13 protein-coding genes are annotated in these 13,700 nt (G+C 46.0%); 6 read left to right on the top strand and 7 right to left on the bottom strand.

Translation table 11 applies throughout. The features are described from left to right. Positions 1-9: 9 nt before the first annotated feature. The 5 genes from HW45_RS26260 to HW45_RS26240 all read left to right on the top strand — a co-directional run bounded on the left by HW45_RS26260 (position 10) and on the right by HW45_RS26240 (position 5,648). Positions 10-591, top strand: a complete 582-nt coding sequence (locus HW45_RS26260) for an aminodeoxychorismate/anthranilate synthase component II (RefSeq protein ID WP_038230946.1) — start codon at positions 10-12, stop codon at positions 589-591. A 388-nt stretch (positions 592-979) separates the two neighbouring features. Next, complete coding sequence (locus HW45_RS26255; protein ID WP_038230944.1) at positions 980-2,197, top strand: aspartate aminotransferase family protein; 1,218 nt, start codon at positions 980-982, stop codon at positions 2,195-2,197. Positions 2,198-2,270: 73 nt separating this feature from the next. Then, positions 2,271-3,290, top strand: a complete 1,020-nt coding sequence (astA, locus tag HW45_RS26250) for an arginine N-succinyltransferase (RefSeq protein WP_038230941.1) — start codon at positions 2,271-2,273, stop codon at positions 3,288-3,290. Positions 3,291-3,386: 96 nt separating this feature from the next. Beyond that, complete coding sequence (astD, locus tag HW45_RS26245; protein WP_038230940.1) at positions 3,387-4,844, top strand: succinylglutamate-semialdehyde dehydrogenase; 1,458 nt, start codon at positions 3,387-3,389, stop codon at positions 4,842-4,844. A gap of 12 nt (positions 4,845-4,856) precedes the next feature. Further along, a complete protein-coding gene (locus HW45_RS26240; protein WP_038230938.1) occupies positions 4,857-5,648 on the top strand; it encodes a DUF1338 domain-containing protein in 792 nt (263 codons plus the stop codon). A gap of 287 nt (positions 5,649-5,935) precedes the next feature. Here the strand turns inward: HW45_RS26240 and crp are convergent, their stop codons facing one another. From crp to HW45_RS26215, 5 genes are all read right to left on the bottom strand, one after another. Then, the gene (crp, locus tag HW45_RS26235; RefSeq protein WP_004410522.1) at positions 5,936-6,568 is read right to left on the bottom strand and encodes a cAMP-activated global transcriptional regulator CRP; all 633 of its coding nucleotides are present in this window, start codon (positions 6,566-6,568) and stop codon (positions 5,936-5,938) included. Between the two features lie 243 nt (positions 6,569-6,811). Beyond that, positions 6,812-7,681, bottom strand: coding sequence for a phosphoribulokinase (locus HW45_RS26230; RefSeq protein WP_006074816.1), 870 nt, complete (start codon positions 7,679-7,681; stop codon positions 6,812-6,814). Positions 7,682-7,806: 125 nt separating this feature from the next. Further along, complete coding sequence (locus HW45_RS26225; protein ID WP_038230936.1) at positions 7,807-8,019, bottom strand: YheU family protein; 213 nt, start codon at positions 8,017-8,019, stop codon at positions 7,807-7,809. Positions 8,020-8,057: 38 nt separating this feature from the next. Further along, positions 8,058-9,044 (bottom strand): hydrolase, encoded by a 987-nt coding sequence (locus HW45_RS26220; RefSeq protein WP_038230934.1) that lies wholly within the window; start codon positions 9,042-9,044, stop codon positions 8,058-8,060. After that, positions 9,041-10,429 (bottom strand): aminotransferase-like domain-containing protein, encoded by a 1,389-nt coding sequence (locus HW45_RS26215; RefSeq protein WP_038230932.1) that lies wholly within the window; start codon positions 10,427-10,429, stop codon positions 9,041-9,043. Before HW45_RS26215 ends, HW45_RS26220 begins: the two co-directional genes overlap by 4 nt. A gap of 118 nt (positions 10,430-10,547) precedes the next feature. Between HW45_RS26215 and HW45_RS26210 the strand changes: the two genes are divergently transcribed. Continuing rightward, positions 10,548-11,144, top strand: coding sequence for a LysE family translocator (locus HW45_RS26210; RefSeq protein WP_038230929.1), 597 nt, complete (start codon positions 10,548-10,550; stop codon positions 11,142-11,144). On the opposite strand, the gene HW45_RS26205 is transcribed toward HW45_RS26210, so the two are convergent. Beyond that, positions 11,134-11,613, bottom strand: a complete 480-nt coding sequence (locus HW45_RS26205; RefSeq protein WP_038230928.1) for a TIGR02444 family protein — start codon at positions 11,611-11,613, stop codon at positions 11,134-11,136. The genes HW45_RS26210 and HW45_RS26205 overlap by 11 nt on opposite strands. Further along, entirely contained in the window at positions 11,613-13,532 is a 1,920-nt protein-coding gene (locus HW45_RS26200) for an ABC transporter ATP-binding protein (RefSeq protein ID WP_038230927.1), read from the bottom strand. Before HW45_RS26200 ends, HW45_RS26205 begins: the two co-directional genes overlap by 1 nt. Positions 13,533-13,700: the final 168 nt, after the last annotated feature.

Here is a 13,700-nt window from a genome sequence, read left to right as displayed (position 1 = left end):
GCGAGCGCTATGCTACTCATCATTGATAATTACGACTCCTTTACTTTTAACCTGTTTCAGTATTTTTCTGAACTGGGTGCCGAAGTAAAAGTGGTGCGCAATGATGAAATTGATATTGCTGGTATTGAAGCGTTAAACCCTTCTCATTTAGTTATCTCTCCAGGACCTTGTACACCTAATGAGGCAGGAATCTCCTTAGAGGTGATCAAGCACTTTGCAGGTAAATTGCCACTACTCGGTGTTTGTTTAGGTCATCAGGCGATCGCTCAGGTCTTTGGTGGTAAGGTGATCCGTGCTCGTGAAGTGATGCATGGTAAAACCTCACCCATTCGTCATAACAACAAAAGTGTGTTTGCTGGCCTCAATAACCCATTAACTGTTACCCGTTATCACTCATTAATCGTCGAAAAAGAGTCGCTTCCAGATTGCTTTGAAGTAACGGCTTGGACTGAGTTAGAGAATGGCGATTTCGACGAAATTATGGGTTATCAGCACAAGTCGCTTTGTCTACATGCGGTTCAATTCCACCCAGAATCTATCAAAACCGAACAAGGTCACGAACTTCTTAACAATTTCCTGTCTCAAAAATAGTCGATCTTGATCACTCTTTTCTGTTTTCTTATCCATCATAAGTTTTACTTATTAAATTGAAAGATTATTCGTCTTTACTGATATCAAAGTGAGCAAAACCTTATTTGCTGACTTTCTCGGTTGATGCAGGAAAAAACGCTTCATTCTCATTCATTTTTGATGCATAAATACTCATGAGGCAGCGGTGAATTTTGTTCTTTAGCTACTTAAAAAGTATTTTTCACTATTGCTATGGTTAAATAATTGTAAATACAATGCTGCATCTGTGGAAAAGCGATAGAAAATCTTTTCTTTCTTTATGAGTTCGAGGGATCGCTCTTGGTCCGTAACTTAAAATGGAAGAGTGAAGCGCCTTTCTCCCACATGCTGTAATGAGAAGGAATGTGTTATGACAACGGAAAAAGCGGTAACTCGCGAGTGGTTTGATGAGGTAATGGTACCTTGCTACAACCCAATGGAAATGATTCCAGTAAAAGGCGAGGGTGCTCGCGTTTGGGACCAGCAGGGGAATGAATATATCGACTTCGCGGGTGGTATTGCCGTGAGTTGTTTAGGCCACTGCCATCCGGCGATGGTAACTGCAGTTACTGAACAAGCTAACAAGATTTGGCATCTGAGTAATGTTATGACCAACGAGCCAGCACTGCGCTTGGCGAAAAAATTGACGGAAGTTAGCTTTGCTGAACGAGTTTTCTTCGCTAACTCAGGTGCGGAAGCCAATGAAGCGGCGCTGAAACTAGCACGCCGCTGGGCGGCAGATGTTCATGGTACTGAAAAGTCAGAAATCATTGCTTTTAACCAAGGTTTCCACGGTCGTACTTTCTTTACGGTCACTGTTGGTGGTCAAGCTGCTTATTCTGACGGTTTTGGTCCTAAGCCGGGCGACGTATCACACATTCCTTATAATGATATCGCTGCGCTTGAAGCTCAGATGTCAGAGAAAACCTGTGCAGTGATGATGGAGCCGCTACAAGGTGAGGGTGGTATTGTTTCTCCTCAGCCTGAGTTTGTTCAAGCGGTTCGTGAGTTATGTGATAAATATAATGCACTGCTTATTTTTGATGAAGTGCAAACGGGTAATGGCCGTACTGGTCACTTTTACGCCTACCAGGGTCTAGGTGTAACGCCCGATATTTTGAGCACGGCGAAATCTCTTGGTGGTGGTTTCCCGATTGGCGCTATGCTAACGACTGAGAAACTTGCTGTACACATGAAAGTGGGGACGCACGGTTCTACTTACGGCGGTAACCCGTTAGCGTGTGCGGTAGCAGAAGCGGTTGTGGATGTAGTGTCGAGCCCAGATGTTCTGGCTGGTGTCGCTGAGCGTGAAGCGTGGTTCCGCGATGGTCTACAAAAAATAAACGCAAAATACGGTATTTTCAGCGAAATTCGTGGAAAAGGCCTACTTCTTGGTGCTGCGCTGAATGAAGAGTGGCAAGGTCGTGCTCGTGATGTTCTAGTAGCTGCAGGCCAACAAGGCCTAATGGTCTTGGTTGCGGGTGCAAATGTGGTTCGTTTTACCCCATCACTAGTGATTACCAAACAAGAAGTTGAAGAAGGATTAGCTAAACTGGATAAAGCGATCAGCACCTTAGTGGCGTCGTAAACTTAGTTAGCAATTAAATACTCTCTCGGATGTTTGGATGTGCCGGGAGAGTTTGCGTCAGGAGGGATTATTGATGCTTGTTGTTCGTCCTATCTCTATGTCTGATTACGACGCGCTGCATACTTGCGCGGTAGAATCAGGACACGGTTTTACTTCTCTTCCTGTGAATGAAGAGCTTCTTACTAACCGAATTACCCATTCTGAATACAGTTTTGCCAAGCAAGGTGTGACGACACCGACCGACGAAGGTTATTTGATGGTGGGTGTTGATACAGACACTGGTGAAGTGGCGGGTACCACAGGTATAGAAGGTGCGATTGGCTGGGATGTCCCTTTCTATTCTTATCACATTAGTACGGTGGTGCACTCGTCACCAAAACTCAACGTCAACAATGTCGTTAAGCTTCTGACCTTTGGGAATAATTACACTGGATGCAGTGAGATTTGTACCTTGTTCTTACGCCCTGAATTCCGTGGCGGATTGAATGGTCGATTGATGTCTAAATGCCGCTTTTTGATGATGGCAGAGCACCCAGAACGTTTTTCTAAAACGATTTTTGCTGAAATGCGTGGTGTGTCCGATGCGGAAGGCAATTCTCCATTTTGGAAGTGGTTACAAGAGCATTTCTTTTCTATCGATTTTACATTGGCAGATTATCTGACCGGAATTGGTAAAAAAGGCTTTATCGCAGATCTAATGCCAAAGCTTCCTATCTATATCAACTTGCTCAGCAAAGAAGCGCAAGAGGTGATTGGGCAGGTGCATGAGAATACGCGTCCGGCTTTGAAGCTGCTTGAAAACGAAGGCTTTACTTGCCGTAACTATGTCGACATTTTCGATGCAGGCCCAACGGTTGAATGTGACCTTCGCAATATTCAAGCGGTTCGTGACTCTTTCCGAGCTCAAGTAGCGATTGCAGAGCATTCGAGCTCTCAAGATTATTTGGTGGCAAATACCTCGTTTGAGAACTTCCGAGCGGTCGCGGCCAAAGCGGCATACGACCCAGAAAGTGGCAAGGTATTGCTCACAGCAGAAGCAGCACAAGCACTGAATGTCTCCGAGGGCGATATGGTGCGTATGCTGGCTCAATAACAGTCAAATAATAAGATGGTGGTCGATTACCACCACGGTTTAAGAGAAGCGGAAGTTCTGCTTGCTCTTAGCTCATTCAATTTAAGGAACTTCACTATGACTCAATGGATCGCAGGTAACTGGGTTGCAGGCCAAGGTGACACTTTTCAGTCACTATCCCCATACAACAATCAAACTATTTGGGAAGGTCAGTCAGCCACTGCTCAACAGGTTGAAAGCGCCGTCTCTGCTGCTCGTCAGGCATTTATCGAGTGGAAGAAGCGTCCATTTGAAGAGCGTGAAGCCATCGTTTTGTCTTTCGCAGAGAAAGTGAAAGAACGTAGTGAAGATATTGCCATAGCCATCGCCAAAGAAACGGGTAAACCGTTATGGGAAACGCGCACTGAAGCGGGAGCGATGGCTGGCAAAATTGCGATTTCTATTCGTGCTTATCATCAGCGTACCGGCGAGACCCAACGCGAAGCCGCTGGCAACCAAATCGTCCTCCGTCACAGGCCTCTTGGTGTCATGGCTGTATTTGGGCCTTATAATTTCCCTGGTCACCTACCTAACGGTCACATTGTGCCTGCGTTACTAGCAGGGAACACAGTGGTCTTTAAACCGTCTGAGCAGACGCCGCTAGTTGGTGAGTTAGCAATGAAACTTTGGGAAGAGGTTGGTCTTCCATCTGGTGTCATTAACCTTGTTCAAGGCGGCAAGGAGACGGGCATTGCGCTTGCTGATTCTAAAGGCATTGATGGCGTACTGTTCACAGGTAGCGCCAATACGGGACACATTCTGCATAGGCAATTCGCGGGGCAACCGGGCAAGATGTTAGCGCTAGAAATGGGCGGTAATAATCCGCTGGTGATCAGTGAAGACTTTGGGGATATGGATGCTGCGGTTTATACCATTTTGCAATCGGCATACATTAGTGCTGGACAACGCTGTACCTGTGCAAGACGCCTTTATGTGCCATTTGGGCAAAGAGGTGATCAACTGGTTGAACGCTTAGTTTCTGCAATTGGTAAGATTCGTATCGATGAGCCTTTCGCCGAACCAGCACCATTTATGGGGCCACAAATCTCTGAACAGGCGGCTGACCATATTATTGCGGCGCAAGCCGAGCTCCTGAAACTAGGTGGCAAGAGCTTAGTGGAAGCGAAACGCCTACAAGCTGCTTTCGTTACGCCTGCGTTGATTGATGCAACGAATATCGAGCAGCTACCAGATGAAGAGTACTTTGGTCCCTTGTTACAGCTAGTACGCTATGAAACGCTACCACAAGCAGTAGAACTCGCAAACGATACTCGCTTTGGTTTGTCGGCAGGTTTGATTTCGCAAAGCGATGAAGAGTGGCAGTACTTCGTTGACCATATTCGTGCAGGCATTGTAAACCGTAACCGTCAGCTTACTGGAGCGAGTGGTGATGCGCCATTCGGAGGACCTGGTGCATCAGGTAACCTAAGACCAAGTGCTTTCTATGCGGCCGATTACTGTGCATACCCTATGGCGTCCATGGAAGGAGACAATACCGTGCTTCCTGCAACGCTAAGCCCTGGTATTGAACTCTAAGGAACTTCTGTTATGACTGTAGACGCTCTATTTAACCATTTATGGCAAGACTATATTCGCCGTCTTTGCCCTTCTGCTGATAAAGTCCATGCTCTGCTCAAAGAGGATGAAGCGCTGATTAACGACCACATTGCGCTACGTACTTTTAATGTCGGCCCTCTGGGCATCGATTCGTTGGCAAAGCACTTTATCGCTCTTGGCTACAAAGTCTCTGGTGATTATGTGTTTGAGGCTAAGAAGCTCTCTGCGATTCATTTAGAGCATAGTAATGCTCTATTACCAAAAGTGTTTATTAGTGAGCTTAGAGTCGAACTGTGTTCGCAGCAGCTGCAAGATATTGTCGCTAAACTGGTGGCTCAAGTTGAAGCGGCGAAGTTGGATAGCGCAGACTTCCTTTATGGTGGGCGTCTATGGGACTTGAGTTACGCTGATTTTCAGACGCTAGCCGAAGAGAGCGAGTATGCATCGTGGTTGGCTGCCCACGGTTATGGCGCTAACCACTTTACGGTGAGCGTAAATCAGCTGGATCGTTTTCAGGAAGTCGTAGAAGTAAACCAACACCTTCGTGAGGCCGGTTTTGCTATCAATGAATCTGGCGGCGAAGTGAAAGGTTCTCCTGAGGTGTTACTTGAGCAGTCTTCAACAATGGCGGATAAAGTGCCAGTGATGTTCACCGATGGTGAACAGACTATCCCTGGCGGCTTCTATGAGTTTGCTAAGCGATATCAAATGGCGGACGGCAGTTACTATCAAGGCTTCGTCGCAGCATCTGCGGATAAGATTTTTGAGAGCACGCACCAATAAGCTTTATTGTTGGCAGGAGTGACGAACTTCGGAGATAAGCATATAGTCATTCTTAGCATTGCTACTCCAAAAATAATCGGTCATCCCTGCGAAGGCAGGGATCTTGTTTCAGCGGGTGACAGCTTTGGGCAGACTCCTGCTTTTGCAGGCGCACGGCCAGCAGAGAGACGAAAATTTGAGATAGGAACACGCCTTATCTAGTAACCGAGCGTGAAAACAATAATAAAAAAGCCACCTTGCGGTGGCTTTTTAGCTATTAGCTTTTGTACAAGTAACGTCGCTAGAAATTAACGAGTACCGTAAACAACAATAGTCTTACCGTGAGCAGAGATTAGGTTCTGCTCTTCTAGCATCTTAAGAATGCGTCCCACTGTCTCACGTGAACAGCCAACGATTTGGCCGATCTCTTGACGAGTGATCTTGATTTGCATGCCATCTGGGTGAGTCATTGCGTCTGGTTGCTTCGCTAGGTTTAGTAGCGTTTGAGCAATGCGGCCTGTTACGTCTAGGAACGCTAAGTCACCTACTTTTTGGCTAGTCACTTGTAGACGACTTGCCATTTGAGCAGATAAGCGCATTAGAATATCAGGGTTAACTTGAATCAGCTGACGGAATTTCTTGAATGAGATTTCCGCAACTTCACAAGGAGATTTTGCACGTACCCATGCCGTACGTTCTTGGTCTTCTTCGAACAAGCCAAGTTCACCAATGAAGTCACCTTGGTTAAGGTAAGACAAGATCATCTCTTTGCCTTCTTCATCTTTGATCAGTACCGCTACAGAACCTTTTACGATGTAGTAAAGAGTTTCCGCTTTCTCGCCCGCATGGATTAGCGTGCTTTTAGAAGGATACTTGTGAATGTGGCAGTGTGAAAGGAACCACTCTAACGTTGGGTCGGTTTGAGGTTTACCTAGAACCATATATCTTACTTCCTCTGCAGGGTATGCTTGCTGCTTTCCATATTTGTTAGCAAGCCCGTTGGTTAAGACTTACTAGCATAAAAGCACTTTGAAGATGGCGCAAGCGATCTTCTGTTTCCTAGAAATAGTATCCTTTTTTGCGCCATTTTTCTTGATTTTAATCGTGTCATCAGACCATTTTTCTATACAAAACTGTGCACATGATCACGGTATAAAAAATCATCTACGGTTAAAGCGTGAAAGCTAACCTATTTTTCCAGTTTCTATGAGCTGTTGAAGTATTGGTCTGACGATTAATTCCATCGCAAAACTCATCTTACCGCCCGGTACCACTATGGTGTCATGTCGCGACATGAACGAGCCATCTATCATTGCCAGTAGATAAGGGAAATCGACATTTTTGATACCACGTAGACGAATCACCACGAAGCTTTCATCTAAGCTTGGAATGCCTTTGGCGTTGAGTGGGTTGGAGGTATCCACCGTAGGGACGCGTTGAAAGTTAATATGAGTGCGTGAGAATTGCGGGGTAATATAACTAAGGTAATCATCCATTGAACGGACAATAGAGTCGGTAACCGCTTCTCTGGAATGCCCTCTATCGCGAGTATCACGAACAAATTTCTGAATCCACTCCAAGTTGACTATCGGCACCATGCCGATAAGTAAGTCGACATGTTGAGCTGCGTTTACCTCTCCGTCGACAACACCACCGTGTAAGCCTTCATAAAACAGTACATCGGAATTTTCAGGCAGATCTTGCCAAGGCGTGAATGTGCCAGGCATTTGATTGTATGGTACAGCTTCATCAAACGTATGCAGGTAACGACGGAACTGACCTGTGCCATTTTGTCCGTAGTTGCGGAAGAATTCTTCTAACGCAGGGAAGTCATTTGCTTGCGGGCCAAAGTAACTGATGTGTTTTCCTTGCTCTTTGGCTTTGCGGATCTCGATATCCATTTCTGGACGAGTAAAGCGGTGAAAGCTGTCACCTTCAATAAAAGCGGGCTTCACGCTCATCATGTTGAACATTTTGCGAAACGCTTCTGACGTTGTTGTTGTACCTGCTCCAGAAGAGCCGGTCACCGCAATAATGGGGTGTTTTGCAGACATAACACTTCCTGTGTAATGATAGTTATAATTTTGTTTTGTTAACCCTATGAACTATTTAGACGTTGTTTGCTCATTTAGGTTCAATAGCGTTTTACTATAGCACTAGATTGTCATGCTCACGTCATTTACATCGAACGACGTAGCTGAATATCGACGGTTTCATGTAATTCGGAGAAGACAATTACAGCCTCTCCGTTCTCTAGTTGAGCTTTGACGTGCGATACCTTATCGTCCAACGACCACTCAGTGTCACCGTAGTCAGTACCTTCACGCAATACGAATTCTTTGATCAAATTATCTAGCGTTTCTGCTGCGATTTGTTGCCATGGAATAATCATAAATACCTCATCACTCTATGATACGGGAGAGTATACCGTCATGTGGACGAGTGGAGTAGGTGGCGATAGTAGTTTGGCAAGGTTTCTTCTAGCCAAAACTTAGGTTGACGCAGACTGCCAGACATAAAACCCACATGGCCGCCACGTTCGTGCAGGCGATAGTCAATATGAGCAGGGAGGGCGAAGTTTGGAATGACTTCATGGCTCATAAATGGGTCATCCTTTGCGTGGATAAATTGAGTGGGAACAGTAATGTCACACATTCTTTGTAATCCAGAGCATTGATTGTAATAGTCTTCAGCATCCCGAAAACCATGCAGTGGTGCGGTGATTAGGTCATCAAACTCGTACAGTTTGCGCATGTTTTGGATTTTTTCCGCCGTAAGACCTAATACATCACTGAGAAGATGCAGTTTGTTTAGCGCGTTCTTTTTCATTGAGCTGAGTAGGTATGAGCGATATAGCCTGGAAAAGCCCTGCTCAATTCGTCGAGCACATGCACCGAGATCCAACGGTGCAGAGACAATCGTTGCACCATCCAGTTTGCTGTCATTCTGGTAGTGAGCAAGATAATTCGTCAGCATGTTGCCCCCTAACGAAATGCCTACAGCAGCCTTCTTGGCATTTGGGTAACGATGATCCAAAAGCTCGATAAACTGCCTAGCATCACCAATTTCACCAGAGTGATAGGCACGAGCTAGCCGGTTCGGGTTGGGACCGCAGCCGCGAAAATGCATCATAACAGAGAGCCAGCCTTGCTGAGCAAAAGCGTGCATTAAGCCATTGGCATAAGGGCTATTGAAACAGCCTTCTAGCCCATGAAACAGAACAAAAACAGGTTTGCTTTTCGCGCTTGATGAATGAGGCTCTTCACTCCATGCAAGCTCAACAAAGTCGCCATCTGGCGTGTCCAACGTTTCCCAAATTGGTTCAAACAAAGGCTTTCTTCTTACGAAGCGAGGAATCAAGGTTTGTATGTGTGGGTTACCAAGTCCTTTGGCGGCAATAAATTTAGCAGTACTCATAAGGTGAATTCATCGACTGTGTTGGATAATAACAGGGCTTTTAATTTGTCTACGCCGATTTGAAGTTGTTCGATCGTTTGTGGCGAGCTTAACGACAAACGCACTGCCGGCGCTACCGAGCCACCGGGTGGGGCAAACAGTTCACCGGATTTAACGATAATACCCATCTCTTGGGCTTTGCTAACGAACTCACTAAGGCGCCAGTTTTCTGGGAGGGTTAGCCAAATATGAAACCCACCTGTTTGATAGCCTAGCTCAAAACCATTGAGAGCACGTGTCGCAATATCAATACGCGCTTTCATCTCTCTGTGTATGAGCGTTAAGTTACGTTCTGCGTCACCAGAGATTAGCATTTCACAGGTTAGTGCAGTGAGTAGAGGGCTAATCATCCAGCTATGAGTTTGTAGCGTCACCAATAGCTTTTGATACAGTTTTTCTGGTGCATGGACATAGCCCACCCTCAACCCGGGAGCGAGGCATTTTGAGAAAGCGCCAATATGAACCACTCGTTCTGGGGCGTAATTCACCATAGGGGCTGGTGGAGATTCGAGTAGCAATCCGTTGATTTCATCTTCAATGATGTAAACATTGTACTGCTCACACACACGAATAATATCGAGTCGACGCTCTTCAGGCATGATTGCCGTGGTCGGGTTTTGTAGTGTCGGCGTGAGATAAATAAATCGAGGTGAATAGCGCTGACAACAGACTTCAAGCGATTCTGGAGTGACACCAAACTCATCCATCTCAACCCCTTTTAGGGTCAATTGGTTCTGGCGCGCTAGGCTAATGACGCCTGGATAAGTGTACTTTTCAACCAACACCGTATCACCTGCTCTGGTGAAAGTATCTAAAACCATTTGAATGGCATGTTGAGCCCCCGAGCTAAATAGTAACTTGTGGGCGTGCAGTTTAATGCCTTTGCTGTTTAACCACTTAGTGACAATCGAACGATGCGCATCCAGACCAGAAGGAGGCTGATAGATCATTAGTTGGTTCAAATGAGCCGGAGAGCTGGAGATCCTCTGCATCGCTTGCTTCAGCATGTCACTGCGATCCAGCTGCGGTGGAATGTTATAACCAAAATTGTATTCATTCGGATCGACACTGCTTTCTTCAAACGCCCAGCTGGGTTTATTGGTATCTGCCACATAAGTTCCGGCACCTACTCGCGCTTCAACTAAGCCGCGACGCTCGATTTCAGAGTAGGCGCGAGTAATGGTGCCAACCGTGACATGCAGCTGATCAGCAAGCCAACGATGGGTCGGTAACTTGCTGTTGCTTGCCAATTCTCCTGACTCAATTTGATGTGCGATCTGATCGGCGATCTGTTTGTAGATCGGTGTTGGATCCTGCTTGTATACCGTAATTGTTTCGATTGTCATGGTGACAATAAACCTTTTGCGTCTGTTTTGATCGTTTGTTAGGGTTATTTTGGTCGCTAATTAACAATAAAGCAACGTAATTTTTGTAATTGTATCGGTACAATTTTGGAGGAATCATATGGATTGGTCATTTTTCTTGTCTGTGGCACTTTTTGCCGTTGTCATGACTGGGACCCCAGGCCCAAATAATGTCATGCTGACAGCTTCAGGCGCGAACTTTGGCTACATGCGCTCGATACCTCATTTTTTCGGTATTGGATTTGGCTTGATTAGCCTCATCTTGCTCAATGGGGTGGGTTTAGGTGTGGTGTTTAAGACTTACCCAGTGGTGCAAGAAGTTTTGAAATGGCTTGGTAGTGCATACTTGTTGTATTTGGCTTGGCGCATTCTAACCGCTGGCATTAACAAAGGAGATGGTGCTCAGCAGGCAAAGCCTATGACATGCTTGGAAGCCATGTTGTTTCAATATCTGAATCCTAAGGCGTGGGTTATGTCAGTTACGGCGGTCAGTTCATTTGCCATTGCTGGTGAGTATTATTGGTGGTCCTTGATTGGCATTTCGGTGATTTTTCTAGTGGTTCAGCTACAAACTTCGTCTGTGTGGGTTGGTTTTGGCACCTTTATTCGTCGTTGGCTGTCGACTCCCACTGCGTGGCGACGCTTTAACTCTAGCATGGCGGCGCTGACGGCTTCTTGTGTGGTGTTTATCTGGTAGGGAGTTCGCTGATCGGCTTAGCGAAGATCAATCCCAGATGTTCGGCGCCAAGTTGTCGACAGTAGATCAGTACCAGTGGCTCGTGATCGTGGGGGATCAGTGCAAGGCTATTGATACAGTCAACAAGATCGGACTGCTGTTGTTTTTCCAGACTGAGTTCAAATTCTAGGGCTTCACGATAAAGGCTATCAACTACGTTGTGTTTGAGTTGGCGACGGATATCGCGATATTGGTGCAGGAGCTGTTCGGTTCGACCTAAGCAAGACTGGACTAGATGCCAGTCTTCAGATTGAAAGCGAACCGATTGTTCATCGAGCCATTTCAGCAACAGCAGCAGATTCACATTACCATGAAATTGATTTTGCAAATTTAAGCACGCTTCTTTCACTTCACGCACACCGTAATATTGCAGGCTAAACTGCCAAAGGTGTTCTAGGGTGAGTGTGGAAGATACGTGCTCTGTTGTCATTACTGATTAAATTCCTGTTCCATTTGCTCAAGAACTTCTTGCTGGGCCATCCACTCCATTTCTACGTCTTCGAGCTCGGATTTGCTAGAAGCCTGTTTGGCAAGTACTTCATTGAGTTTAGCTTTATTTTCCGCATCATACAGAGAAGTATCGGACAATTGCTCTTCTGCCTCAGCGACAAGGGCGGATAACTTATCCATTTTTTCTTCAAGTTTTGTCAGTGTTTTGCGAATTGGTGCAGTTTGCTTTCTAAACTCAGCTTCTTTACGTTTCTGCTCTTTCTTCGCTGCTGCGCTATTGTTAGAGCTTTTCTCTGGCTCGTTCTCTTGGGCTTCTTTGCGCTCTAGTCGCTGCTGGTCGGTGAGCCACTTATAGTAATCCACCAAATCACCATTAAATGGTGCCACTTGGCGATCGTGCACAAGATAAAGATCATCGGTGGTCGCACGCAATAAATAGCGGTCGTGACTGACGATAACCATCGCACCTTCAAAGGTTTGCAGTGCCAAAGTTAGCGCTTGGCGCATATCAAGATCTAAGTGGTTGGTCGGTTCATCGAGTAGTAGTAAGTTTGGTTTTTGCCAAACGATCAGAGCCAACACCAGACGTGCTTTTTCACCCCCAGAAAAAGGCGCGACTTTCTCCAGTGCTTTTTCTCCTTGGAAACCAAAACTACCTAAGTAGTCACGAAGCTGCTGCTCGGTATGTTGAGGCGCAATTTGCATCATGTGCTGTAAAGGTGTTTCTTCCGGATGAAGTGTCTCTAATTGATGCTGAGCAAAGTAACCGATTTTCACGCCTTGCGAGTAGTTGAGATCGCCACCCTTTGCGTTGAGCTCTCCAGAGAGCAGCTTAATCAGTGTCGATTTACCTGCGCCATTACGACCTAGCAGACCAATGCGGCTACCGGGAACGAGATTTAGACGAATCTTCTCTAATATGACGTTATCGTCGTAACCGGCCGAGACGTCATCCATCATAATGATAGGATTAGGAAGCGCGGCTGGCTCTCTAAATTCGAAACTGAATGGATTATCAAACTGAGCGGGAAGCACCTTCTCCATGCGTTCTAATGCTTTAATACGGCTTTGTGCTTGGCGAGCTTTAGACGCCTTATAACGGAAGCGGTCAATATAGCTTTGCATGTGAGCCATCTGCTTTTGTTGCTTCTGATACTGCGCTTGTTGCAAGATCAGCTTTTGCGCACGCTGATCTTCGAACGAAGAGTAGTTACCCGTATATTCATTTAGCAGTTGGTTTTCGATATGGATAATGCGACCAACGATCGGATCCAAAAAGTCTCTGTCGTGCGAGATCAGAACCAAGGTACCCGGATAGTTTTGCAGCCAGCGCTCTAGCCACATGACGGCGTCTAGATCTAAGTGGTTGGTTGGTTCGTCGAGTAGCAGTAGATCAGAGCGGCACAGTAGAGCTTGCGCGAGGTTTAAACGCATACGCCAACCACCTGAGAACTGCGTTAGGCTCCAACTCATTTGTGCTTGACTAAAGCCAAGGCCATCAAGCAGTTCAGCGGCACGTGCACGGATGCTGTAGCCACCAATCACTTCAATCTTACCATGAAGCTCTGCCACTAGTGTGCCGTTGTCTTGTTTCTCGGCTTCAACCAGAGCTTGTTCTAGTGCACGATATTCTCTATCACCATCAATGACATATTCGATAGCACTGCGATCTAACGCAGGGGTTTCCTGTGCTACCCAAGCTAACTCCCAATGCGCAGGTTGGCTAAACGAGCCAGCATCGATGGAAAGCTCATCTTTTAGCAGAGCAAAGAGCGTGGATTTACCACAGCCATTTTTACCGACTAAACCTACTTTATCACCTGGGTGAATGGTTGCAGAGGCTTGATCGAGGAGTGGTTTACCACCTCGAAGCAATTGAATATCAGAGAAGGTGATCATATGAATACAGCTAGCTTGTTATTGAGTTTTTGACCAACGAATACTAGGGGCAAAGTGTTTAAATGTCGATCATTATCCGATCCTACTCATCGCAAACTAACCTGCACCTTGGCGTAAGTTTGGGTTATGATGGAACAAACTGATAACAAAAATAGAATGATTTAAATA

It is taken from the genome of Vibrio sp. ER1A, from assembly GCF_000733315.1.
Classification (GTDB): Bacteria; Pseudomonadota; Gammaproteobacteria; order Enterobacterales; family Vibrionaceae; genus Vibrio; species Vibrio mediterranei.
Note: the sequence above shows the minus strand (reverse complement) of the source record. Positions and strands in the feature narration are given on the sequence as shown.